This is a genomic window from Sulfurimonas sp. hsl 1-7 (assembly GCF_030577135.1).
Lineage (GTDB): Bacteria > Campylobacterota > Campylobacteria > Campylobacterales > Sulfurimonadaceae > Sulfurimonas > Sulfurimonas microaerophilus.
Genome location: NZ_JAUIRR010000002.1, coordinates 449,660 through 473,030, shown reverse-complemented (window position 1 = coordinate 473,030; position 23,371 = coordinate 449,660). Strand labels below are relative to the sequence as shown.

The window sequence follows — 23,371 nt, the reverse complement described above, 5'->3', positions numbered from 1 at the left end:
TGAAGAGGTTATGACAGATGCAATTCTCCGCTCCACTTAAATCAAATTCAAAAAAAATCATGTTGCTAGGTTCTGGTGAACTTGGTAAAGAAGTAGTTATTGAAGCTCAGCGTTTAGGGCTTGAGACTATCGCTGTAGATAAGTATGAAAATGCTCCTGCACATCAAGTTGCTCATCGCTCTTATGTTGTAGATATGCAAGATAAAGATGCTCTTTTAGAGGTTATCTACCGTGAAAAACCACACTATATCTTACCTGAGATTGAAGCTATCTCAATCGATGCTTTATTTGCTGCTGAAGATAAAGGGTACAACGTTATCCCAAATGCAAATGCAGTTTCAAAAACAATGAACAGAAAAAACATCAGAACATTTGCTGCTGAGGTACTGGGACTTAAAACTGGTCCATATAAGTTTGTAACAACTGAAGAGGGTTTAATGGGAGCTGCCAAAGAGCTAGGTTTTCCATGTGTGATCAAACCTGTTATGAGTTCAAGCGGTCACGGGCAGTCTGTTGCACGTTCAGTAGAAGATATTCCTAACTCTTGGGAGATGGCAAAAGAGGCTCGTGGAGATGCAAGTGAATTGATCGTTGAAGCGTTTGTTGATTTTGACTATGAGATCACGATGCTTACGGCTCGTAACGGTAAAGAGACTGTATTTTGTGAGCCTATCGGGCATGAGCAAAGAGACGGGGATTATGTATTTTCTTGGCAGCCGATGCAGATGAGTGAAGTTGCAAAACAAAAAGCACAGCAGATTGCAAAAGAGATCACAGATGGTCTTGGCGGGCAAGGGCTTTTTGGAGTTGAGCTGTTTGTAAAAGGTGATGAGGTGTATTTCTCAGAAGTATCTCCTCGTCCGCACGATACTGGTATGGTTACACTTATTACTCAATCTCAAAGTGAATTTGCACTACATTTACGTGCAGTTCTAGGTCTTCCTTTAGGATTTACTTTCTACGGTGACGGTGCGAGTGCAGCGTATAAAACAAACTTAGAAACTCACGCACCTGTTATTGATGTAGATGAGTCTTTATTTTCTGACAACTCTTACGTGAGAGTATTTGGTAAACCTGAAGCTCATAAAGGGCGCCGTTTAGCAGTTGCTCTAGTATTTGATAAAGTTGAAAAAGCATTAGAAAAATCTCGTGAACTGATCGAGAAAATAAAAGACAATTAATGAAAATAGTACTTCTTGATACGATCACTTTTGGAGATACGGACTTAAGCGGATTTGATCAGTTTGGTGATGTGGCAGTTTATGAGAAAACAGTTCCGGAGCAGACACAAAGCAGAGTGATGGATGCTGATGTGATTGTGACTAATAAAGTTGTGATCACAAAAGAGATAATGCAAGAGTGTAAAAACCTCAAACTTATCTGTGTAGCGGCAACGGGGATGAATAACGTTGATCTAGAAGCTGCTTCGGAGCTTGGTATTGCAGTGAAAAATGTTGCAGGATACTCAACCGATTCTGTGATCCAGCACACTTTTTCAATGCTGTTTTATCTAATGGGACATTCACGTTATTATGATGAGAGTGTGAAAGATAAAACATACAGCAATAGCGGTGTTTTTACGGATGTTAGCCGTCCTTTCTTTGAAGTTAAAGGGAAGAAGTGGGGTATCATCGGACTTGGTGAGATCGGACGCGGTGTTGCAAAAGTTGCAGATTGTTTCGGTGCTGATGTGTGTTATTACTCAACAAGCGGGAAAAACAACAACTCTGAGTACAAAAATGTTGATCTAGATACACTTCTTAGCTCTTGCGATATTGTTACGATCCATGCACCGTTAAATGAGCAGACAAACAATCTTTTAGACTATGAGCAGTTAAGCAGATGTAAAGAGGGTACGATCGTTTTAAATTTAGGTCGTGGCGGGATCATTAACGAGGATGCTGTTGCTAAACTTGTAGATGAAAAAGAGCTCTATTTTGGTTTAGATGTATTTACAAAAGAACCATTATCGAGTGAATCACCGCTTTTAAGTGTGAAAAACAAAGAGCGTCTGTATATGACTCCTCATATTGCTTGGACATCTGTTGAAGCAAGAGACGAGCTCATTGCGGGTGTTATTAAAAATATAAAAGAGAGTTTATAGGCTTTTTGATGGCTGAACTCTCTTTAGCCTTAGCTGCATTTTTTGCAGCGACAATCTTACCTTTTTCTTCCGAAGCTGCTTTTGTAGTGGCGCTTTCTAACGGTATGCCAATTGCAAATGCTTTATTATCTGCTTCGATAGGCAACATTCTTGCAATTATCGTAAACTTTTATCTTGGGGTTTTCCTTTATGAAAAAACAAAAGCAAAACTTTTTAGATCGAAAATAGGAAAAAAATCTTATAGTTTTGGGCATAAGTACGGGTACTGGGCATTATTACTCTCCTGGTTACCGATTGTGGGTGATCCGCTTACTTTAGTCGCAGGGCTAGTTAGGTTAAAGTTTGTTTGGTTTGTTATAATTGCAGGAAGTTTGAGGGTTTTGCGTTATTATTTTTTGACGTTTTTAGGTTGATCGAAGGTGGCTTCATATGTTTGTTTACGAGGACAAATCCTCCCTACGGTCTGAGCCTCTAAAATGTATATATAAAATAACGTAGCTATAATCACACAGGAGTGAAGAAATATGAAAACCGATGTTTTAATTATAGGTGCAGGTGGAGCAGGTCTTATGGCGGCGATCGCTGCAAAAGAGGAGGGTGTTGATGTTTTAGTACTTACTAAAGAGTACCCGACAAGATCTCAAACCTGTATGGCACAAGGGGGGATGAATGCCGCTCTTGGTAATGTAGCTGAGGACAGTGTAGAGTCTCACATACAAAATACACTCAAATCTGCTCACGGTGAAGCCGATGAAGAGAGCATCCGCTTTATGTGTTCAGAAGCTATTAATGCTGTTGAATATCTTGATAGTATCGGTGTATGTTTTTCACGTACAGGTGACGGCAAGATAGCTCAAAGAAGACTTGGTGGTGCATCTGCTCCCCGTGCTTGCTATGCACAAGACTATACGGGTTTAAAGATTCTTCACACTTTATATGATAGAGCAAACGCTTTAGGGATCAAGTTTGTGAATGACACCTTTTTATTAGAGGTGTTAAAAGATGAAGATGGCAAGGCCTGCGGTGCAAAAGTTTTAGATATCCGTAGCGGTGAGTTAAAAACATATATTGCTAAAACTGTTATTTTAGCAACGGGCGGTTATTCACGCATCTATGATAAATACTCAACAAACTCAACAGCTTCAAGTGGTGACGGAATTGCAGCGGCACTCCGCGCAGGTGCAAAGCTCAAAGATATGGAGTTTGTACAGTTTCACCCGACAGGTCTGAAAAATTCATCTATCTTAATTAGTGAATCGGCTCGGGGTGAGGGCGGTTACCTGCTAAACTCTAAAGGGGAGCGTTTTACCGATGAACTGGCTCCTCGTGATGAAGTAAGTCGTGCCATTGATGAGCAGATCAAAAAAGGTGAGGATATTTTCTTGGATATCCGCCATCTTGGAGAACAGTTCATAGATGAGGGTTTACCGCAAGAGAGAAAGCTGGCAAAACTGTATGAAAATGTTGATCCGGTACACGATCTTATTCCCATTAAACCTGTAGCGCACTATACGATGGGCGGTATTGCAGTTGATCATAGATCACAAACTAATGTTGAGCGACTATATGCGTGTGGAGAGTGTGCAAACCATAATGTACACGGTGCAAACCGTTTAGGCGGTAACTCACTTTTAGAGATCGTAGTGTTTGGGCGTGAAGCGGGACGCAATGCTGCAAAAACGGCAAAAGAGGTGGAGAGTTTATCTGTGCCTGCACACACCGAATGTTTCTTAGACAGAGAGTTTACAAATACGGTTGATTTTTATAAGTATAAAGAGAAGATCGGAAACCTGCTTTATAATAAAGTGGGGATAGTGAGAAAAAAATCTGAATTAAAAAGTGCATTAGAAGAGTTAGAGATGGTTAAATCTCTACTGCCGCAAATGGGTTGGAGCGATAGTTCTGAAATCTACAATACTAACAAACAAGAGTTCTTAGAGTTTAGAAACATTGTTGAAGTGAGTGAAGTTGTTATTCAAAGTGCTCTTGGAAGAGATGAGAGTTGCGGTGCACATTATATGGAGGCTGAGTGATGAAAATAACGATTAAAAGAGGGGACTCTTACGAGATTTATGAGCTCGAAGATGGCTCATATACACTTTTAGAAGCGTTGAATAAGATTAAACGTGAGATCGATAATACACTCAGTTTTTCAAGCGGATGCCGCAGCAGTGTTTGCGGAAGCTGTGCAATGCGAGTAAATGAAAAAGAGGTATTGGCGTGTTCATACAAGGTTCAAGACGGAGATAGTGTAGAACCGCTTAACAATATGCCTGTAGTTCGCGATCTTGTTGTAGATATGGACAAATCATATGAGATGAACGTAAAAGCAAAAGCATGGATCAAAAGTTTTAATGACGAAGCTGTACTTGATCATGAAGCGGAGAAGATCAACGAGGTGCAAAGTGATTGTATCTTATGTGGATCGTGTTACTCCTCTTGTCCAGTGTATGCAGTTAACGGTGAGTTTTTAGGACCGTTTTCACTTACACGTGTTTGGAAGTATGTAAGTGATAAACGTGAAAATGATGCTGCAGAAAAAATAGAGACTATTCAGACAAACGGGATCTGGGATTGTACACTTTGCAATAACTGTACAGTTGTGTGCCCGCAAAATATTTCATCTAAAGCCGATATCGAAAAACTGAGAGTTCGATCAAGTATGTTTGGTTATAGCGATCCTAATTTCGGTTCGTTTGGCGGTGGCTTTGACGGAGGATTTGGATTTGACGGAAGCCCTAGTTTCTAGGGCTTGAGCAGTTACTCTACAGTAACAGTTACCGGAGCAGGTGTCTCTATAATCGGATCTGCACCAAAACGGTTTTGACCCATAGTCCCTTGTAAAACTGTGAGTATAAGGAACCAGATCCAACCGATAACAGGTATGATTTGTATTAGTTGCCACCAGCCGCTTTTATCTATGTCATGCATTCTTCTTGCCGCTAAAGCCAGAAAAGGTATAAACGAAGCTAAAGAGAAAATAGTTCCGAATAATCCTGCCGAGTAGATTACATAGTCTATTTCAGAACCAATAAGACCATCTAACAAACCGACTAAAAAAGATACTATAAAATAAAACAGTACAAAAAACCAAAACTCTTGCCTTCTTGCTCTGCCGTCAAAGTTAGCATAGTGTATTTTATAGATATCTATAAAATACTTACTGAAGTACTTTTTTGCTTGATCCATATTCCATCCTTTTTTAACAAAATATACTTATTTATATCATATCGTACATATTTGTTCTTACATTTTTGTAACTATTTATAAATAAAACTTATATAGTTACGTTACGTAACAAAAATTAAGCAACTCCATAGCCTTGGCTAACAAACAATGTATGTTATAATTAACATAAAAAAAGGTTAGTGATGGCAAAAGAACATTCATTTGATATAACGGCAAAAGTAGATGTTCAACTTTTTAAAAATGCAATAAATTTAGTAGATCGTGAAGTTTCAAACAGATATGACTTCAAAGGGACTACATACGAGGTTAACTACAAAGAGAAAGAAAAAGCGTTAGTGTTAGTAGCTTCATCTGACAACAAACTTGATGCGCTCAAAGATATAGTGATTGAAAAACTTTTAAAACAGGGGCTCTCTTCAAAAGTATTAGATGAGTTACGCGTTGAAGATGCAAGCGGCGGGACTAGAAAAGCGACTTATAAAGTGGTTGATTACATTGAGTCTAAAGAGGCAAAGAAAATAACAGCTGACATTAAAAAGATGAAATTAAAAGTGAATGCTCAGATCGAGGGTGACAGCATCCGCGTTAAAGCAAAAAATATTGATGACCTGCAAAAAGTTATGGCGATGATCCGTGAAGGTGAGTGGGAAGCTCCGTTAAAATTTGAAAATATGAGATAAGGGATCGTAATGAAAAAGATGAGTGTAGAGGATGCAGCAACGTTTTTTGGAGTTTCTAAAGAGGCTATTCACAATAGAATAAGACGCGGCTCAATTCAAAGTGTTGTAGAAAACGGGGTAAAGCTTGTTGTAGTCGATGAGCAGACAAAAGCACCGCAAAAAAGAGCTACAGCCGCAAAGCCGGTTAGTAATGACAGATACTATAAATACCTTGAAGAGCAAAACGCAAAACTGCAACAACGTGTAGACACTTTAGAGGGTGAAACAAGAAGTCTGCGTGATCAAAAAGAACAGATGCTTATAGAAGAGAAAGAGAAGCTAGAACGCATCTATAAAGAGAAAGACGAGCAACTCAAAAACATTTTGCATACACTCTCTTCAAAGTTCATGTTAAGTGCCGCACCATCTGAAGAACCTGAAGCGATTGAACAAAGTGACACTTTTGAAGCGGAGATCGAAGAGGAGACTCCAAGTGAATTGGTTTCACTTAAAAAGTATCTCAAATCACTTAAAATATCTGAGAAAAAAATGAAAAAAATTACTCTGAAATTTAAAGATATTGAAGATGAAAGAATTGTAAGAGTTGGGAAAAAAATCTATATTGATCCCCTAAAATATGATTACAGCGATCTTATCAAGAAGTAAATAGTACTTCTTGATTTAAAAACTACACTAGAGATCGTCTTGTTTTAAAGAGATCCCTTTCATATGTGAGATAGGATACGAAAAAGCTATCCCTGCACCTGAACCTACCAGATCAAGCTCTTCCATAATCGATTTTATAATAGCATCCACTTTTTTCGTCGGTGTGATAAACATCAAGTTAGAATCTGTCTCTTCACTATGAAGACGGTTGTAAAAATTCTCCATCTTCTCCAGTCCCATACCATGCGCACTCATAATTGTTACACCTCTGGCACCTGCATCTCGTGCAGCCTGCAGAGCTTGTTCCGTTTTGTTTTTCGGAACTATAACGTGTACCGCTGAAAAAGGGATATTGTAAGATTGACGTTTATCAGTGCCATGAATACTTACAGTTGAGAGTCCCATGTTATTAGCATCTTCTAAAGCGTGGCGAAGTTCATTGATGTGGATGCGTTCCTTTTCACGCTCACCGCGAATACCCATTTGCTCCGTTACAAAACCGTAAAGCATAACTGTGATCATAGGAAAGAGTGATGCAAATGCGATCAGTCCAAACCCGTCGATCAACGGGTCACGCCCCTCTATGTTTGTCGCAAGTCCAAGACCGAGTGCCGCAACAAGCGGTACCGTTACTGTTGAAGTTGTAACCCCGCCGCTATCGTATGCTACAGGGATGATGTACTTCGGTGAAAGGAAAGTAAGTACTATAACAAACAGGTATCCTGCCATAATGTAGTACACAATTTCGCCGCCTACAACGATTCTGTATGCCCCTAAAGAGATACCGATCGCAACACCGATCGCAACAAATACACGTAAAGCATAGTCATTAATCTTTCCATCACTAATCTCTTTCGCTTTTCTTGCAATAGCCGTAAGCGATGGCTCTGCCATAGTTGTAGAGAATCCGATCAGCGCTCCGAATGAGTAGATAATAACGTTGTTGTCATATCTTGTAAGTTCAAGTGCCATAGTTTCACCTACCGAGAAAAGACCCATCTCAAGACCGACGATGAAAGCGTCAAGACCGATGATAACAAGCCCGAAACCGATGATCACCTCTTTGAGGTTATCAATAGGTTTTTTGAGGATCGCGTATTGGAAAAACAGAATAACTGCTAAGATTGGTAGAACATCTATCATTACCCCTATTAGACCTTTAAGGACATCCAGGATTTTAAAGTTATATTGTGCAGCAACGGTTGCAGCAGCGTCGGTGATCGGTGCAATTGTAGGGATCTGTGCTACGGAATCTACAAACTGATACACTACGATACCGTAAAACTGTACAAAGATCATAGGGGTAAGTGATGCAAATGCGATCAGTCCAAACCCGTCTAAAACAGGGTTTCTCCCTTTAATGTTTGAAGCAAGACCAATCCCGAGTGCCGCAACAAGCGGAACTGTTACCGTTGAAGTTGTAACACCGCCTAGATCGTATGCAAGTCCCACGATCTCAGCAGGTGAAAAAGCAGTTGCCGCAACTACTAGAATGTAACCTGAGATGATGTAGTAGTGGATCGGATGCCCTTTTATAATCCTCCAAACACCAAGTACGATCGCAAAACCGACTGAAAATGCCACTACCATTCTAAGTGTCGTAGCATCTATTCGCCCATTACTGATCGAAGCCGCTTTTTGAGCGATAACAATAAGAGCAGGTTCTGCAACCGTTGTACCAAAACCGATCATAAAAGCAAAGATCATGATCCAAAATGTGGAACCTTTGTTGGCAAATTCACTCGCCAAACCTTCACCGACAGGGAATATTCCCACTTCAAGTCCAAGCAAAAATATAGCAAGACCGACACCTACAATTGCAAGTCCGATCGTTGTACCTAACCAGTTTTCAGGTACACTTTGGATGATTGCAAGTTGAAAAAACATAATCACGAGAATGATAGGTAAAAGGTCTCTAAAAGACTCTTTTAAGAGTTGTAAAAAGGTTGAAAAACTTAACAAACTATGTCCTATTTAATTTTTTCGTATGATATCTAAAAGAGACAAAAAAAAGATTTAAAACCTATTTTGAGAAAAAGTGTTATAATGAATGTAGAAAATTTATTCTAAAGGATTTATCATGAAAAGTTTTAAAGTTATTGCAATTGCAATGTTATTTGGTTCAATGAGTTTATTTGCTGCTAACTACGGTAGTATGAGTACAGATGAGTTATTAGACCTTAGAGGGACACCTAAAACTCAACAAGAACGTAACCAACTTCATAATGAACTTCAAAATCGTTACCAGACGATGTCTCAAGAGCAAAAACAACGTTTCAATACTGTACCTGGAAAAGGTATGGGTAAAAGCCAAAACCAAGGTCAAGGAATGGGTCAAGGGATGAAAAAAGGTATGGGTAAATGCCAAGGAATGAAAAAAGGTATGGGTCAAGGTCAAGGGATGGGCAAAGGTAGAATGTAAAAGTTCTACCCCTCTCTTTTTTTAAGTCACTTTTGGGCTACATAACTGTACAATGCGCTTTCTACTACAGTGGACAGCTGGCCGAGTGGTCGAAGGCGCTCGCCTGGAACGCGAGTATAGGGCAACCTATCGAGGGTTCGAATCCCTCGTTGTCCACCATCATATAACTTTCATAGATTTAATAAATCAAATTATCTTCTTATACCTGTATGTTATAATAAAAAAAGAGGTACAGCTTGATGAGAATTTATACTTTACTTTTAACCTTTTTAGTCACATTCCTTTTCCAAGGCTGTGCAAAGTCACCTCAGACCAGAGAACATAATATTCCTCCTTATACTCAAGTAGGAGTGGTAATACACGATTACAATATTTCAATTCAAAACAATATCAATGTAGGACTTGGAGCAGGACTCGGTGATACAACTTCTAAATGTTTTAAAGAGGCACCTCGTTCATTAGCTGCACCAGCTCCTGCAGGTATTTTCTTTTTTCTTTCTCCCATCATTTGCCCGACACTAGGTTTGACATATGGTACAACACGCGGTGCAATCGAAGGGTATCAGTTTTCAAAAACAACTGAACGACACGGTACAATTCAGTCGAAAATTCAATATGGAAACATAACAAAGAATCTGGAAGACGCACTGATTTCCTACATGCAGGAAAATGCTGTCAATACCAAGATTTTGGATAGTAATGTTACAAAAAAAATCAATTATGCGACACTGTTTACAAAAGGGATCGATAAAATTATTGAAGTTGATGATGTTGAACTCTATTTCAGACAGCTAGCTATTGCAGATGTACCGGTTATAATGACCTTACAGGTAGATAGCAGGCTTATTAATACCAAGAACAGTGAACAACTTGCCAAAATATCTTTTACGTTTTCATCAAACATCCATCCATATGAAGAATGGGTTATTAACAATTTTAAAGTGCTAGAAGAGGAATATAAAGTCTTGATAGAACAAGTAACTTCAGCGCTCGTTGATGAATATTTATTGCTTTACTATCCGAAATTATCTGATGAAATTACATCAATTGAAAGGGGACGGAATGTTCCTTATTATATGTTACAACCTAAAGAGCCTGAATTAGACTTTACCGGTTGGGGTGCAATGGGAGGTGCTTTAACATTGCCTAATGGAGGTTACTCTTTCCAGGTAGTTGTGGAGGTTGAAGAGGAAAAACCTCTTTTCAAATGGGAAGCATTCCCATGGGAACATGATCTTGTTTCAAAAGAGAATTTCAGTGATGTTGTATACGATTTTAAAATCTATCAACATAATGGTATATGTATCTACGCAAGAAATGGTCTGAAAGAGAATTGGCATCAGGTGGAAAAGAAGCTTGAAGAAGATATTACTTACTTCTGGAGTGTACGTGCCAGATTTAACTATAATGGTCAATGCAGGGTTACAGAGTGGAGTGCATATACTGCGTACAATCCTCTGCAAGTTAGAGAAGATATGAATAACAGTATAATTTATTACATGCCGCAGTTTTACAACTATTTTCCATTTGAGATTGAGAAACTAGATTGATTATATTTCCAAATCCAGTACAAAATTTATCACTTTTTCTTCTGCCATTTCACATGGTTTGAGGAGTGGTTTGTCAATGTTGTAGTAGTTAAGACTTATAAAATCGTTGTCTCCAAGTTCTTTGGCGTAGAGTTTTATAAGCTTGCCGCCAAGTTGTGTTTGTTTTGAAAGGAGATAACGTTTGTTATTGTAAAAGACATCATAACTCCCGTCAGCAAGCTCTAAAAGTTTCGTATGAAACAATTCTCTTTTATCCATTATTACTCTTTATTAGTTTAATTTATACGTAGAGAAATTATATATAAATTATAAGGTTTCAAGTTACCAAAATGTACTCAATTTGCTTCTTTTTCGCAATCAAATCGAAATATCTATGAAATATTTGGGAGTTACTATTCCGCCAAGAATCTGAAAAGATCGATAATTTTAGGAGTATAACAATATGAAAAAGCGTACAATAATTAGTGCTATTACAGCAGCCTTTTTAGCAGTTTCTTTTGCTGCGTGTAACAGCAGTGACGATGGTGTTGACGGAATAAACGGTACTGACGGTGTTGACGGTCAAAGTGCAAGTTTTGTAAAGTGGGAGTTTGAAGAACTTAGTGCACCGGTAACGGATCTTGAGAAAACTTCTATTCGCTCAACTACAAAGATTACAAACAATGCAGACGGTATCACAGATACTATAGGTTTTACGGAACTTATGGCTACGACAGATACAGACAACGGTGAAACATTCGGTTTATTAAAAGATCATAATGACGTTGCTATGACATTTACTGACGGAAGTCCGTATATCTGTAACGGTACAAATGCAGGACTTGGTTCTGGGCTTGATCACTCATCTATTTTAGAAAAAGACGGTCGTATCTTTATGGTATCTCAGTTCGAGTGTGAAGTGGGTGCTATGTATGGTATGGAGTTAGAGCAAAATGCTACTACTGGTGCACTTGCAGTGAAAAAAGATTCTCTTCAATATATCAGTCAAAAAGAAGGTTACGGTGGCTGGGTACACTGTGCAGGTGTAACTACACCTTGGAATTCACACTTAGGTTCTGAAGAGTATGAACCAAATGCTCGTGCAGTAGAGGCTGATCTTAACACTACAACAATGTTAACTGGCAATAAGTACTACGACGAAGTTACAAAATACTACTGGAAAGATGAAAACAACGCTAATACGGCTAACAATAACAACCCGTATTTCTATGGTTGGATTCCTGAAGTAACTGTAGCAGGTGCAACAGCGACACCGTCATTCTCTTATACAAAACACTTTAGTATGGGACGTGCAGCTTGGGAATTAGCATATGTAATGCCTGATGAAAAAACTGCTTACCTTTCAGATGACGGGACAAATGTTGGTTTTTATATGTATGTAGCAGACACTGCAAAAAATCTTAGTGCAGGTACACTTTACGCTGCTAAATGGATCCAAACTTCAAACGTTGGTGCAGGTGCGGCAGATCTTATGTGGATCAAACTAGGTCACGCAACAGATGCAGAGATCAAAACTATCGTTGCAACTGAGCCAAAATTTAGCGACATCTTCAATGTTGAAACTCCAAATGTTGACGACACTTGTCCAACTGCTGGATTCTCATTTGTAAATACTGCAATGGGTAAAGAGTGTCTTCAAGTAAAATCTGGGCAAGAAACAGCAGCAGCATATCTTGAAACTCGTCGTTATGCAGCAATGCAAGGTGCTACAACAGAGTTCCGTAAAGAGGAAGGGATTACTTTCAACCCTGATAACTCTACTGTTTATGTAGCAATGAGTGAAGTAAGAAAAGGGATGACAGACGGTCTTGGCGATATCCAACTTGCTGAAAACAAATGTGGTGCAGTATACGGTTTAGATGTTTACGGTTCAGCTGAAACAGCTTACGATTCGGTTCAAAACGTAATTAACAGTAACTATGTTGTAAAAAATATGCATTCGGTAGTTGAAGGTTCTCCTGCTGTATATCCTGTAGGTTCTGCGTATGAGAGTTATACATGTTCTGTAAACGGAATCGCAAACCCTGATAACGTAACATACTTAGAGGGTGAAAACATCTTAGCAATCGGTGAAGATACAAGTGCGCATCCAAATGACTTTGTATGGAGTTTCGATACAACTTCAGGTGATTTAACTCGTCTTGTTTCTACGCCGTACGGTTCTGAAACAACTTCACCATTCTGGTATAAAGATATTAACGGTTGGGGATACCTCTCTTTAGTAACACAACACCCATTCGGTGAGACAAGTACTAGTGATGTTGAAAACTCTTTAACTCCTACATCTACAGAATCTTCTATCGGTATCGTTGGACCGTTTGACTTCACAGTAGGTGATGCAAAAGGTTCTCGTTAAACTTTTTCAAAGAGGGCATAAGCCCTCTTTGCGTTAAGATATTTTGGAATATTTTTATGGAGAGAGATGTTGAAAAAGTTTTTATATATAGGTATAGCTGTTATTGTCGCCGGTCTGGTTGCGGGATGTGGTTCCCAAGAGGTTACGACAAATGAAGAACCAACCCAAAAGCAGGTAGAACCTTTAGATGAAAATAGAACTGTTGCCTACCGCATAGCAGCTCAGGAACTTACTAAAACAACAGCTCTAAGCATACTCAATAACAAAGCAGCCTATGTATCTTCACAGTGTTATACAAAAACAGTAGATGAAAACAACGTAGCACATAATCCATGTTTTTCTTGTCATATCAACTCAGCCGAGCCTAACTACGTAGATGATGCCGATTTGCAAGCGAGTTACAACTTTAGTGAGTATACGGCGACAAACCGTTGGACAAATCTTTTTAAAGACCGTACGCAACAAGTCGCTAACATAACAAACGATGAGATGCTTCACTATGTAAGACAAAGTAACTATTTTGATGAGAATAAGAGCATTGTTTTAAATGCAATCTTGGCAAGTGTTCCAAATGAGTGGGATTATAACAGTGACGGAGTTTGGAGCGGATACAGACCTGATTGTTATTTCAACTTTGATACTGAAGGGTTTGATCAAACACCAGAGGGTGACTATACGGGTTGGAGAGCCTTTGCGTACTACCCTTTTCTTGGAACGTTCTGGCCGACGAACGGTTCGATGGATGATGTGCTTATACGTCTTCCAAAAGTGATGCGTGAAGATAAGAACAAAAAGCTTGATCTTAAAGTGTATAAGATAAATTTAGCAGTTGTAGAGTCTCTGATCAAGAAAAAGTCGATAAAGATAGAGAGTGTAGATGAAAAAGTGTATGGAGTTGATCTTAACAACAACGGTATCTTAGATGTTGCAGATGAGGTGGTATATAACTGGGTAGCACCCAAGTATGACTTTACAACGAAAAAATATACTCACTTCTCTATGCACTATGTCGGCGCGGCAAAAGAGGCGTTGATAAATAATGATCTGCATATCGCTCCGGGGCTTTATCCTGAAGGGACGGAGTTTTTACACAGTGTTAGATATATGGATGTTCAAAACAACAATTCGCTTGTGATGGCACCGAGAATGAAAGAGCTGCGTTATAGTAAAAAAACAGCATGGAATACTTATCCGGAACTCAATAATGCAACAAAAGCAGAGATCAAAGAGAAAGAGGTTTTCCCGGATAGATTAAGAACTATTAGCGGTGATGCGGAACATGGACTCAGAAACGGTTTAGGGTGGAGATATCAAGGGTTTATTGAAGATAAGAAAGGGTACCTTCGCCCGCAGACTTATGAGGAGACACTTTTTTGTATAGGGTGTCACTCCGGGATTGGTGCAACTGTAGACAGCTCTTTTGTTTTTTCAAGAAAACTTGATGAGGCACAGGGTGTGAAAAACTGGTACCATTGGAGTCAAAAAGGGTTGGAGGGGATAAAAGAGCCGAAACTAGATGACGGCAGATATGAGTATGAGCTTTATCTACAGGCTAACGGGGCAGGGGATGAGTTTCGTGACAACCAAGAGCTCCAAGAGAAGTTCTTTGATCTAAACGGCTCACTTAAAAGCGATGAACTTGTAAAAGCACGTGATAATATAGCTTATCTGCTTCTTCCGTCTGTTGAGCGTGCTTTAGAGCTTGATAAAGCATATAAAACCATAGTGGAGGAGCAAAGCTTCATCTACGGCCGTGATGCACATGTAAAACCTGTTACTAATGTACATCAGAAACTAGAGCCAAAAACAGATACAAACGTAACGGTTATTGCGAAGTAGAGTTTTAGTTTAAAACCATTTCCAGTTTTTTTGGATCTGCAAGATTATTGTTCTCATCCAAGACGCCGAGATCTTTGAGTTTTCTCAGTGTTCTTGAGAGAGTTTCGGGAGTAATGTTTAACATAGTAGCTATTTCCACATTTTTTTTGGTGTGAAAAATATTTGGATTTTCTTCGATCAACGAGCACACTTTTGTTGTTGCATCATATACGAGATTTCTATTGATCGACTTTTCAAGGCTTTTAATTTTATGTGTAAGTGACTTTATAATGTGCCATGAGAGTTGAGGTATATTTTCTAAGAGAGTTAAAAACTTTTCTTTGGGTATGAGCGCAACAAGCGTATTATCCATCTGTGCACAAGCCGTAGCAGGAAAAGGGACATCTTCAATAGTTGCCATCTCGGCTAGCATAGTAGGTTCTTGAAAGTGATGGAGTACGATCTCATTTGCTTTCGCATTGGTTTTGTACAGTTTAAGATCACCCTCTAAAAGGATATAAAACGAGTTTGCTTGCTCGCCCTCATAAAAAAGTATCTCACCCTTTTGCAGTTTTTTGATCAGCGTCATAGATTCTATAGATTTTATCTCATCATCATTGAGGGAGTTAAATAGATAGAGCTCTTTTAATTTTTTCTCATACATAGTTTATTATAGCAGGATTAGTTGATCTATATCAATCATAATTCTTCTCTTTTTTATTACAATAAGTAAAATTTTAATAAGGCAAAATACGATGTTAATAGAGAAAGAGAATATGCCATTAGTTGCTATGGATTTTATGAATGAGACCCATACAGAAGATTTAGATATTATTAATGAGCTTTTTGAGCTTGTATTGGCATATGAGGACTCACCAACTTTAGAGAATAAAAAAAGGGTAGATAACCTTTATAGTAAATGGTTCGCACATACTATTGAACATTTTCGTGCTGAAGAGATAATGATGGAAGAAAAAAAATTCCCTCCGTATCCTATGCATAAAGGGGAGCATGAAAATGCCCTCAGAGTAATGGATGAGGTGTTTCGTCAATGGCAGGCAGAACAGGATATAAATATTTTGAAAAATTACATGAGCGAACATTTAGTGCCTTGGCTGATAAACCATATTAATACCATGGATACCGTTACTGCAAGATTTTTTCAATCAGGTGTAAGTCCATGTGCAATCCACTAAATAAATTAGAGTATCCTGACTTTTTCGACACAATTGAGACTGTGAAGTTAAGAGATCCTCTTGCAGATTTTCTTGGGGCATTGGAAGATGGTTATGTAGAGTTTAGCTATTTGGATGTTGTCAAAAGTGCAGGGCATAGTTGTCCCAGTGTAGCTGGAGCTTATTTGATGGCTTTATGCGGTTTAAAAGAACTTTACAAAGATACACTTCCTGTACGAGGGGAGATAAAAGTTTGTTTTAGAGGTGATTCTTTAGAAGGTGTTAACGGTGTGATCGCAAATGTTTTCACACAGATCACAGGTGCTACACAGAGCTTTGGCTTTAAAGGAATAGCAGGAAACTTTGCTAGGGATAAGTTACTCTATTTTAATGAGGCGATCAAAGGTGAGATCAAATTAACAAACATTACAAACGGTAGAAGCGTAGAGGTTAGATATACTCCTGAGAAAATAGCCATAGAACCAAGACAAAAAGAGTTAATGGAAAAGATCATAAAAAAAAGTGCTTCAATAGAGGAGCAAAAGGAGTTTAAAATACTTTGGCAAGCAAGAGTGCAAAAGATTTTTTCCGATATTGACGAAGTGATAGAGGTGATCACTCCTCTATAAGAAGGTCTTCTATCTCAAAAGCGATTTCGTCAATTACATGGGTCACTTTATCGTAAAATACTTTGTCAAAATATGCATCGTTGATAGCTTCACTCGGTGCCAGATTGTTAAGAATAGAGCGCTCTACAAAGTGGGCTATTGTATTTACTCCCAGAACCATTCCGCTTGTTCCTATAACAACTAACAAAGAGCAGTCTTGTATCTCTTTATCGAGTGTTTCATATTCGGGTGCCATCTCCCCAAACATAACGATATAGGGGCGCACCTGATCGCTCCCGCACGCTATACATTCACCATTATTTACTTCTGAGAGTTTGTTATACCCTATATCGTAGATGTGAGAGCACGATTCACATTCCACTTTTGTGAGTTCGCCGTGGAGATGGACAAGATCATCGGGTTCAATGCCGGCTCTTTCAAAAAGGTTATCTACGTTTTGTGTGATTATGGCTAGATCATCTTTGTATCTGTTTTTGAGATTGGCTAAAACTTTATGGGCGTGGTTTGGTTCTTTATCTGCTAATTCTGTGCGTCTTTTGTCATAAAATGCAATCGTCTCTTCCCTGTTGCTTATAAGACATCCGGCCGTGCATATATCTTCTACGGAGTATTGAGCCCAGAGCCCGTCACTCTCTCTAAAGGTAGATATGCCGCTTTCGGCACTAATTCCTGCTCCACTCAAAACAACAACTTTAGCCATAATATCTCCTTTTAATTTATGAACTATTATAATAGTAGTAAGTTTAAATGATGTTAAGGTTTGATGTGGATATAGTATTTATTATAAAGTCATTGATAGGCTTGGTTTTTTTATTGGGGATATTAGTTGCACTACTGCTTTACAGGCCAAATAAAAAGAAAAAAGAGCAGGAAATTTTGGCTCAAATGGCTAAAAAAGATAGTGATTACACATTTGAAGAGTTATATTCAATTGTTAAAAATAAACACACTACTACTGAAAAATTACAGTGGGCACTGGATGTCATTATTAAGTATCACGGAAATATACCACCTAAAAACGGGATCCATTTAAGTAATGATTTTTATAAATATTCAGAAGTTTTACTCCGCATATGTCAGCATCCAAATACGACAAAAGATTTGATTTTAGAGTTCGATAAAGCCTTGAGAGAATTAAATCCGGAGTATAAAAAAGAGATTAACGATTTTCTGACAAGAGGACTCAATGCAAGAGGTATAGCTTCCTCTTAACTTATTGCTGCCTTTTGTTAAATCCCGATGTTCCAAGCTTTGCATCGATCGTAAAATCTTTACTGTATGGTTTGAGATAGTTTGGAACTGCTCTGCCTTTGAGTTTCATCATATCGCTTAACATTGCATCTGCAACAATATCTGGAGTGATCTTTTTGCACTCGGTGAGATATTTAAAAAGTAATTCACCCTGTCTTTGTAACGAGATCTTATATGTTGCATCGGTTTGCTCATAAACCCACAAACTAAATGCATAAAAGTTTGTAAAGACACTCTCATCTTTCCATAACAGTTCAACGGAGTTTTTAAAGTTTCCACTGTTGTGGAGTATATCCCAAAATCTGGCAAAGCGTTTCATCTTTTGGATCTCTTTAAAAGAGAGCTGATTGTTTTTGAGTATATCGTATGGCGGTATATCGCTGTAAACCATTCCAAAAGTTTCATCATGTCTGTCGATGTAAGTCCCTGAAAGCTTTTTTAGTATCCCTATCTGTATCTCGCATGAACTCATAGCTTTAACTGCATCGAGATTTTCTCCAAAGCTCTCTAAACTTTCTCCAGGTAAGCCGACGATGAGATCAAGGTGGATATGTGCAGAGGTTTCATTTTCTAAAAAGCTGATGTTCTCTTTGATCTTATCAAGTTTGAGTTGTCTAGATATATTGTTTGCTATCTCCGTATTGAGTGTTTGAATACCAATTTCGAGTTGCAGTGCGCCGTGAGGGAACGATTTTATCTTTTCTCTGAGTGATGCGGGAAAATGATCTGGGATCACTTCGAAGTGTGCAAAGTAGGGCGGCTCTTTTTCTAAAAAGAAATCAAGCACCATATTTGCCGCTTTCATATTGAGGTTGAAAGTACGATCGACAAACTTAAATGCTCTTGCACCACGCTGCCAAAGAGTTTCAAACTCCTCTAGCACTTTTTCAAGATCAAAGGCACGTACTTTTTCATCCATCGATGAGAGACAAAATTCGCACTCAAAAGGACATCCGCGTGAGATCTCGACATAGATATAGCGGTTTTGAATATCTTCGTCGCTGTAGTATTTGTAAGGGAGTTCTATCTCTTTGAGTTTCGGAGCCGAGAGGGGTGTGATCCTCTCTTGCTCTTTGTTTTCAATAATATTTTTACAAAGTTCGTAAAATGCGACGTCACCTTCCCCTTTGATGATATAGTCGGCGTCACTAAAGTCTACTCTAAAAGGCTCATAACTTACCTCCGGACCGCCGAGAACTATTTTTGTTTGCGGAGAGACTCTTTTTATAATGTGAATAAGTTCATGGATCTGTGTAGCATTCCAGATATATACGCCAAGCCCTAAGATATCTGGGTTTTCATCCAGAATTTTCTCGGCTACGCTTTGCATAGCATCGTTAATGGAGAACTCCATAATGGATGTATTGTTTTGAAGCTCTTGCATATTTGCGTAAAGATAGCGAAGTGCCAAAGATGTATGTGTATATCTGGAGTTAAGAGTTGAGAGTACTATTTTCATAAAGGGAAGTCTATCATAAAAAGGGAAAAATCAGCCAAGAGGTAAAAAAGGGAAAAACTTGGCTGATTCATATAGTTTATAGGAGTATATTTTTCTCGCATATGAAAGGGGGAAACATATTTGAGATGAAAAATTATATTTATTATAAGTAAATGCTAAGTAAATAGGATAGTTTTACTCAGCTTTGCCTTTTACCGATGATGATGCGATTTCAGTTAACATCTCAAAGAGTTTAACTGACGCATCTTCCATAGTCTCGAAGTTTTCTATGATTTTCTCTGGATTACCCGTTTTGAAAAGACCGTCTTCTTTGATAATATCCATATTTTTAAATACCATATCATGTACCTGAGCGTGAACAGGGTCCATCTCTTTAAATGTTCTAAGATGCCCAAATCTCTCCTCTCCAAATCCTGTATACCATTTCCCCATACGGCACGATTTATGATCTGAAAATTCAGTATTTTTATCATTTTGTAAAACAGTCGAATAGGCTTTAGATTTAAAAAGGATGTGATCAACTTTTACCAATGTTGTAAAGAGGCGGTTTTGGATCTCATATGCTGTATCTGAAGAGCGTTCTGCCATGGAGTTTAGATCCGAGAATGTACCCTCAAAAGCGTGAATAACATCATTTGATTCTTGTGCAATTGAGCTGATTTGATCAGAATTGCTACGCATATCGTTTGCTTCTTGCTGGAGTGTCGAGATATTTATCTCGATTTCAGTTGTCGCTTTTTGTGTGCGCTCTGCAAGTTTTCTTACCTCGTCGGCAACAACCGCAAAGCCACGTCCATGTTCACCCGCACGTGCCGCTTCGATTGCAGCATTAAGTGCAAGTAGATTTGTTTGATCAGCAATATCTTTGATAAGTCCTAAAACTTCTGAGATTTCACGTGTACGCCCTTCAAGAGAGATGATCCCCTCGTGTGAAGATGAGATAAGTGTTATGAGTTGTTCTAAACGCTCACCTATCTCTTTAACACTATTGAGACTGTTTTGAGATTGTTGGGCAGTCTCATGTGCAACCGTTACGATATCGTTTGCACTCCCTGAAGTTTGTGAAAGATCGGTTTGGATCACTGTCAGACCCCCTTCGATTCCTCCACCTGATTTTGAAAAGCTGTCGGTTAGATCTCCTAAGATCCTTTTTTCATGCCCTTGTGCAACAGAGTTTAGGGCAGTGTTTAATTTTTCCTCTGTCGATTTAAAAATTCCATGAAGACCGTAAGGGAAAGTAACTCTGTAGTTTTTCCCTACTGAAGCGTGTTCGATAGATGCTCTGGCATCTCTCATAAAAGCTTCTGTTTGATCGAGTACATCATTGAGTGCCCATGCAAAACTTGATTCAAAAGAGTTGTCTTCCGGAATTTGTGTAATACGTCCGTCAAGTTTCCCTTCAGCAGCTTCTAAAAGTACTTTATGTGCATCTGTAATGAGTCTATTGTTTTTTGTACACCCTTTACTCGCTGCAGGTATAAAGAGAGCTAAAAGAGCTATAAAAAGTACAATACCGCCTGCAACAAGTTCTCCAATGAAAAGTGTATAAAGTGCAATACCAACAAGTGTTAAAAATAAAAGAGTGCTTTGTTTATTGCTGAATAGTTGTAATAAATTCGTCATACGAAATACCTTTGTCACTAAGTGTTTTTTCTAAAAAGCGGATACTAGCATCCATACCTTGAGATTTTTCAATCGATAACATCTCTTGATAAAGAGGTTTAATGATCTCTAAGGCAGACTCTTTTGGCTTGCGTCTGACTGAGAGGTAGCCGATAATGTTACCGTTGTTATCAAAGGAAGGAGTGACGTTGGCAAAAACCCAGTAGTCGTTTTTATTTTTTGTTTGGTTGATGACAAACGCAAAGATCTCTTCTTTGTTCTGAATTCTGTCCCAAAGCAATTTAAAAACCGCTTTTGGCATAGAGGGGTGTCTGATAATATTATGAGGTTTTCCAAGCAGTTCCACCTCAGTGTACTCACCCATCTCCATAAAAATTCTGTTTACGTAGGTGATGATACCTTTTTTATCTGTTTTAGAAACGATGAAATCGTTTTCATTTAGATGCTTTTCCATAAATATTTCCCTTAAAAAAAGGAGTGAAGTATATATAAAAAATTATTATAAAAAGATTATTTTGTGATAAATTAGTGTTTTTTGGGAAATTTGTTATACTTCCATCATGTCAATATTTTTAGCAATATTTTATTATTTTTATTTTTCCATTATCGGTGTTTATGTAATATTTATCCCTAAAGTATTATCAACTATAGGCTACAGTGCCAGCGAGATAGGGATACTTTTAGGAGCAGCTCCGCTTGTTCGTTTTATACTTCCATTTCTGTTTATCAAGGGGCTAAAACTAGATGCAAAGATGTTTAATCTTTCACTTATAATTTTAGTAATTGCGTCGCTTTGTTTTTATCTCTCGGTTGAGAATTTTTATCAGCTTTTATTCTCAAACATTTTTTTAGGGATTGGACTTAGTCTGGTACTTCCCTACGTAGAAGTGATATCGCTGGAAAATATAGGGAAACAGCGTTACGGAAAGGTGCGTTTATTTGGCTCTATCGGGTTTATAGTTGTCGCTCTGGTTCTTGCAAAGTTTTTAAGTTCATCTATTGTCGCACTTAACTTTTTACTAACACTAACATGGATAACAGCCGTTTTTGCTTTTATAATAGGACAGCGTTACTCACAAAAAAGAGAGCAGGAGAGAACGAAAGAGACTAAAACGATGTCGATACTCAGTGATCTCTATCTCTGGGGCGGACTTATTTTAATGCAGGTAAGTTTCGGTTCTTTTTACAACTTTTTTACCATCTATGAAACGGATCACGGCGTGAGTCTAGATATGACCGTATATCTGTGGAGCTTTGGTGTGCTTGTCGAGATTGTGATGCTTTTTAGTCAAGGGAAACTTTTGGCAAACAGTTCTCTTTTAAACTTAATACGTTTGAGCGTTCTGGCTTCCGCATTTCGATGGTTTTTAGTGTTTGCTTATCCTGAAAACCTCGCTATTTTATTTTTCTCTCAATCGCTTCATGCACTCTCTTTTGCACTGTTTCACTCCGCTACGATCAGTTATCTGTATCAGATCTATCATAACAAGCAACTCTCACAACAGTTTTTTATGGGGCTTACATATGGGCTAGGGGGTGTTAGCGGTGCGGTTATTGCAGGATATATCTATGAGTACTATCCAAGCTATCTCTTTTTAAGTTCAAGTGTTTTTGCGCTAATTGGTTTTGTAATGTTGATGAGTTACAAGCATAGGCATGAAGCCTAAGCTCTTTAGTAGTCTAGAATAAGATTGAATGCAAAAGTTCTGTCTGTTTTTTGCTTTCCGTCAGCAGGCAAGTTTACATAATCGATCTTATAGCTGATACCTGCAGAGAAGATACTGTTGATCTTGTTGTTCAATGCTGTTTTTGAATAGATGAAGTATTTGTCAGCTTGTTCAAAAGAACCTCTAAAAGTCAGTTCTTGTTTAAACTTTAACGTTTCTAAGATCTTCCAGTCATACACACCTTTGATTCTGTACGATGCATAGTCATCTTTGTAGGCAGGAACACTAATGTGATCTTTTACTACACCGTCGTAAGGGTATGCAAGTTGCGTCCCTAAAGCATCTACCCATACATCTTCATACTGATCTACAGAGTATAAAAGGTTCCCCTCTAAACTTAGTTTATGAGCCTCTTGATCGATTGCCTTATATTTTGCACCCGGACCTGTATAGAATTGGTATCTAAAACCTGAGAATTTGTCCGATTTAAAACCAACGAGATAATCTAGAGAGAATCTTTCTGAGAGTTTATATCCGTAATCTACTTCTGCCGTATATTTGTTTTTTGTTTCAACATTTTTATCTGTTGCGTATTGTCCGTCAAACTCAAATGTTAATACACTTTTTGTCCACTCTTTTTTTATGTCCAGTTCAAAGTTAAACGCTTCCGTTTCTGTATTTCCGCTTGTTTGAACATATCCCAGTTCACTATGTGCTTTTAACGGTTTTTCTGTTGTTTGAACATCAGCTCCAAGAGCCAAAGATGCAAGTGCAACTAAACTTACTACTATTTTTTTCATTAA

24 protein-coding genes and 1 tRNA gene are annotated in these 23,371 nt (G+C 38.3%); 16 read left to right on the top strand and 9 right to left on the bottom strand.

Annotated elements, in window-relative coordinates:
• Window positions 1-17: 17 nt before the first annotated feature.
• The 5 genes from purT to QWY88_RS06115 all read left to right on the top strand — a co-directional run bounded on the left by purT (window position 18) and on the right by QWY88_RS06115 (window position 4,853).
• Complete coding sequence (gene purT / locus QWY88_RS06135) at window positions 18-1,181, top strand: formate-dependent phosphoribosylglycinamide formyltransferase (protein ID WP_304545149.1); 1,164 nt, start codon at window positions 18-20, stop codon at window positions 1,179-1,181.
• Window positions 1,181-2,104, top strand: a complete 924-nt coding sequence (locus QWY88_RS06130) for a D-2-hydroxyacid dehydrogenase (RefSeq protein WP_304545147.1) — start codon at window positions 1,181-1,183, stop codon at window positions 2,102-2,104. Before purT ends, QWY88_RS06130 begins: the two co-directional genes overlap by 1 nt.
• A gap of 8 nt (window positions 2,105-2,112) precedes the next feature.
• Window positions 2,113-2,517, top strand: coding sequence for a YqaA family protein (locus tag QWY88_RS06125; protein ID WP_304545145.1), 405 nt, complete (start codon window positions 2,113-2,115; stop codon window positions 2,515-2,517).
• Window positions 2,518-2,628: 111 nt separating this feature from the next.
• A complete protein-coding gene (locus QWY88_RS06120; RefSeq protein WP_304545143.1) occupies window positions 2,629-4,137 on the top strand; it encodes an FAD-dependent oxidoreductase in 1,509 nt (502 codons plus the stop codon).
• A complete protein-coding gene (locus QWY88_RS06115; protein ID WP_304545141.1) occupies window positions 4,137-4,853 on the top strand; it encodes a succinate dehydrogenase/fumarate reductase iron-sulfur subunit in 717 nt (238 codons plus the stop codon). The genes QWY88_RS06120 and QWY88_RS06115 overlap by 1 nt, the downstream gene beginning before the upstream one ends.
• 11 nt (window positions 4,854-4,864) lie before the next feature.
• Here the strand turns inward: QWY88_RS06115 and QWY88_RS06110 are convergent, their stop codons facing one another.
• Window positions 4,865-5,293 (bottom strand): DUF805 domain-containing protein, encoded by a 429-nt coding sequence (locus tag QWY88_RS06110; RefSeq protein WP_304545139.1) that lies wholly within the window; start codon window positions 5,291-5,293, stop codon window positions 4,865-4,867.
• A 182-nt stretch (window positions 5,294-5,475) separates the two neighbouring features.
• Here QWY88_RS06110 and QWY88_RS06105 point away from each other — a divergent pair, with 182 nt between their 5' ends.
• Window positions 5,476-5,973 carry a YajQ family cyclic di-GMP-binding protein gene (locus QWY88_RS06105; protein ID WP_304545137.1) on the top strand — a complete coding sequence of 166 codons (498 nt, stop codon included), beginning with the start codon at window positions 5,476-5,478 and terminating at the stop codon, window positions 5,971-5,973.
• A 9-nt stretch (window positions 5,974-5,982) separates the two neighbouring features.
• Window positions 5,983-6,618: a DNA-binding protein gene (locus QWY88_RS06100; protein WP_304545135.1), complete on the top strand. Its 636-nt coding sequence runs from the start codon at window positions 5,983-5,985 to the stop codon at window positions 6,616-6,618.
• A 27-nt stretch (window positions 6,619-6,645) separates the two neighbouring features.
• Here the strand turns inward: QWY88_RS06100 and QWY88_RS06095 are convergent, their stop codons facing one another.
• Window positions 6,646-8,580, bottom strand: a complete 1,935-nt coding sequence (locus QWY88_RS06095; protein ID WP_304545133.1) for a DUF1538 domain-containing protein — start codon at window positions 8,578-8,580, stop codon at window positions 6,646-6,648.
• 148 nt (window positions 8,581-8,728) lie between these two features.
• On the opposite strand from QWY88_RS06095, the gene QWY88_RS06090 reads away from it, so the two are divergent.
• The 3 genes from QWY88_RS06090 (at window position 8,729) to QWY88_RS06080 (ending at window position 10,590) form a co-directional block, all read left to right on the top strand.
• On the top strand, window positions 8,729-9,040 hold the full coding sequence (locus tag QWY88_RS06090) for a hypothetical protein (protein WP_304545131.1): 312 nt from the start codon (window positions 8,729-8,731) through the stop codon (window positions 9,038-9,040).
• Between the two features lie 71 nt (window positions 9,041-9,111).
• A tRNA-Ser gene (locus tag QWY88_RS06085) sits at window positions 9,112-9,199 on the top strand.
• Window positions 9,200-9,390: 191 nt separating this feature from the next.
• Window positions 9,391-10,590 (top strand): hypothetical protein, encoded by a 1,200-nt coding sequence (locus QWY88_RS06080; protein WP_304545129.1) that lies wholly within the window; start codon window positions 9,391-9,393, stop codon window positions 10,588-10,590.
• Here the strand turns inward: QWY88_RS06080 and QWY88_RS06075 are convergent, their stop codons facing one another.
• A complete protein-coding gene (locus tag QWY88_RS06075) occupies window positions 10,591-10,848 on the bottom strand; it encodes a hypothetical protein (protein WP_304545127.1) in 258 nt (85 codons plus the stop codon).
• 184 nt (window positions 10,849-11,032) lie between these two features.
• On the opposite strand from QWY88_RS06075, the gene QWY88_RS06070 reads away from it, so the two are divergent.
• Together QWY88_RS06070 and QWY88_RS06065 are read left to right on the top strand one after the other, a co-directional pair.
• On the top strand, window positions 11,033-12,946 hold the full coding sequence (locus tag QWY88_RS06070; protein WP_304545125.1) for an alkaline phosphatase PhoX: 1,914 nt from the start codon (window positions 11,033-11,035) through the stop codon (window positions 12,944-12,946).
• Between the two features lie 69 nt (window positions 12,947-13,015).
• Entirely contained in the window at window positions 13,016-14,785 is a 1,770-nt protein-coding gene (locus QWY88_RS06065; RefSeq protein ID WP_304545123.1) for a hypothetical protein, read from the top strand.
• A gap of 4 nt (window positions 14,786-14,789) precedes the next feature.
• Here QWY88_RS06065 and QWY88_RS06060 read toward each other — a convergent pair whose 3' ends face one another.
• Window positions 14,790-15,428: a Crp/Fnr family transcriptional regulator gene (locus QWY88_RS06060; protein WP_304545121.1), complete on the bottom strand. Its 639-nt coding sequence runs from the start codon at window positions 15,426-15,428 to the stop codon at window positions 14,790-14,792.
• A 91-nt stretch (window positions 15,429-15,519) separates the two neighbouring features.
• On the opposite strand from QWY88_RS06060, the gene QWY88_RS06055 reads away from it, so the two are divergent.
• The gene (locus QWY88_RS06055; protein WP_304545119.1) at window positions 15,520-15,960 is read left to right on the top strand and encodes a bacteriohemerythrin; all 441 of its coding nucleotides are present in this window, start codon (window positions 15,520-15,522) and stop codon (window positions 15,958-15,960) included.
• Window positions 15,945-16,568, top strand: a complete 624-nt coding sequence (locus QWY88_RS06050; protein WP_304545117.1) for an FmdE family protein — start codon at window positions 15,945-15,947, stop codon at window positions 16,566-16,568. Before QWY88_RS06055 ends, QWY88_RS06050 begins: the two co-directional genes overlap by 16 nt.
• Here the strand turns inward: QWY88_RS06050 and QWY88_RS06045 are convergent.
• A complete protein-coding gene (locus tag QWY88_RS06045; RefSeq protein WP_304545115.1) occupies window positions 16,555-17,268 on the bottom strand; it encodes an SIR2 family NAD-dependent protein deacylase in 714 nt (237 codons plus the stop codon). The two genes, QWY88_RS06050 and QWY88_RS06045, sit on opposite strands and share 14 nt — an antisense overlap.
• A 65-nt stretch (window positions 17,269-17,333) precedes the next feature.
• Between QWY88_RS06045 and QWY88_RS06040 the strand changes: the two genes are divergently transcribed.
• Window positions 17,334-17,780 carry a hypothetical protein gene (locus QWY88_RS06040; protein WP_304545113.1) on the top strand — a complete coding sequence of 149 codons (447 nt, stop codon included), beginning with the start codon at window positions 17,334-17,336 and terminating at the stop codon, window positions 17,778-17,780.
• A 1-nt stretch (window position 17,781) separates the two neighbouring features.
• Here the strand turns inward: QWY88_RS06040 and QWY88_RS06035 are convergent, their stop codons facing one another.
• The 3 genes from QWY88_RS06035 to QWY88_RS06025 form a co-directional block, all read right to left on the bottom strand.
• Window positions 17,782-19,278 (bottom strand): B12-binding domain-containing radical SAM protein, encoded by a 1,497-nt coding sequence (locus tag QWY88_RS06035; protein ID WP_304545111.1) that lies wholly within the window; start codon window positions 19,276-19,278, stop codon window positions 17,782-17,784.
• 174 nt (window positions 19,279-19,452) lie between these two features.
• A complete protein-coding gene (locus QWY88_RS06030) occupies window positions 19,453-20,901 on the bottom strand; it encodes a methyl-accepting chemotaxis protein (protein ID WP_304545108.1) in 1,449 nt (482 codons plus the stop codon).
• A complete protein-coding gene (locus QWY88_RS06025) occupies window positions 20,870-21,355 on the bottom strand; it encodes a PAS domain-containing protein (RefSeq protein WP_304545107.1) in 486 nt (161 codons plus the stop codon). The genes QWY88_RS06030 and QWY88_RS06025 overlap by 32 nt, the downstream gene beginning before the upstream one ends.
• Window positions 21,356-21,461: 106 nt before the next feature.
• Between QWY88_RS06025 and QWY88_RS06020 the strand changes: the two genes are divergently transcribed.
• Window positions 21,462-22,568: an MFS transporter gene (locus QWY88_RS06020; protein WP_304545105.1), complete on the top strand. Its 1,107-nt coding sequence runs from the start codon at window positions 21,462-21,464 to the stop codon at window positions 22,566-22,568.
• A gap of 5 nt (window positions 22,569-22,573) precedes the next feature.
• Here the strand turns inward: QWY88_RS06020 and QWY88_RS06015 are convergent, their stop codons facing one another.
• Window positions 22,574-23,368 (bottom strand): DUF481 domain-containing protein, encoded by a 795-nt coding sequence (locus QWY88_RS06015; RefSeq protein WP_304545103.1) that lies wholly within the window; start codon window positions 23,366-23,368, stop codon window positions 22,574-22,576.
• Window positions 23,369-23,371: the final 3 nt, after the last annotated feature.

Coding starts and splice junctions, on each gene's coding strand:
- QWY88_RS06125 (WP_304545145.1), top strand. CDS start 2,113: ATGGCTGAACTCTCTTTAGCCTTAGCTGCATTTTTTGCAGCGACAATC.
- QWY88_RS06115 (WP_304545141.1), top strand. CDS start 4,137: ATGAAAATAACGATTAAAAGAGGGGACTCTTACGAGATTTATGAGCTC.
- QWY88_RS06075 (WP_304545127.1), bottom strand. CDS start 10,848: ATGGATAAAAGAGAATTGTTTCATACGAAACTTTTAGAGCTTGCTGAC.
- QWY88_RS06030 (WP_304545108.1), bottom strand. CDS start 20,901: ATGACGAATTTATTACAACTATTCAGCAATAAACAAAGCACTCTTTTA.
- QWY88_RS06070 (WP_304545125.1), top strand. CDS start 11,033: ATGAAAAAGCGTACAATAATTAGTGCTATTACAGCAGCCTTTTTAGCA.
- QWY88_RS06045 (WP_304545115.1), bottom strand. CDS start 17,268: ATGGCTAAAGTTGTTGTTTTGAGTGGAGCAGGAATTAGTGCCGAAAGC.
- QWY88_RS06100 (WP_304545135.1), top strand. CDS start 5,983: ATGAAAAAGATGAGTGTAGAGGATGCAGCAACGTTTTTTGGAGTTTCT.
- QWY88_RS06105 (WP_304545137.1), top strand. CDS start 5,476: ATGGCAAAAGAACATTCATTTGATATAACGGCAAAAGTAGATGTTCAA.
- QWY88_RS06090 (WP_304545131.1), top strand. CDS start 8,729: ATGTTATTTGGTTCAATGAGTTTATTTGCTGCTAACTACGGTAGTATG.
- QWY88_RS06025 (WP_304545107.1), bottom strand. CDS start 21,355: ATGGAAAAGCATCTAAATGAAAACGATTTCATCGTTTCTAAAACAGAT.
- QWY88_RS06035 (WP_304545111.1), bottom strand. CDS start 19,278: ATGAAAATAGTACTCTCAACTCTTAACTCCAGATATACACATACATCT.
- QWY88_RS06055 (WP_304545119.1), top strand. CDS start 15,520: ATGTTAATAGAGAAAGAGAATATGCCATTAGTTGCTATGGATTTTATG.
- QWY88_RS06060 (WP_304545121.1), bottom strand. CDS start 15,428: ATGTATGAGAAAAAATTAAAAGAGCTCTATCTATTTAACTCCCTCAAT.
- purT (WP_304545149.1), top strand. CDS start 18: ATGCAATTCTCCGCTCCACTTAAATCAAATTCAAAAAAAATCATGTTG.
- QWY88_RS06050 (WP_304545117.1), top strand. CDS start 15,945: ATGTGCAATCCACTAAATAAATTAGAGTATCCTGACTTTTTCGACACA.
- QWY88_RS06020 (WP_304545105.1), top strand. CDS start 21,462: ATGTCAATATTTTTAGCAATATTTTATTATTTTTATTTTTCCATTATC.
- QWY88_RS06120 (WP_304545143.1), top strand. CDS start 2,629: ATGAAAACCGATGTTTTAATTATAGGTGCAGGTGGAGCAGGTCTTATG.
- QWY88_RS06110 (WP_304545139.1), bottom strand. CDS start 5,293: ATGGATCAAGCAAAAAAGTACTTCAGTAAGTATTTTATAGATATCTAT.
- QWY88_RS06015 (WP_304545103.1), bottom strand. CDS start 23,368: ATGAAAAAAATAGTAGTAAGTTTAGTTGCACTTGCATCTTTGGCTCTT.
- QWY88_RS06130 (WP_304545147.1), top strand. CDS start 1,181: ATGAAAATAGTACTTCTTGATACGATCACTTTTGGAGATACGGACTTA.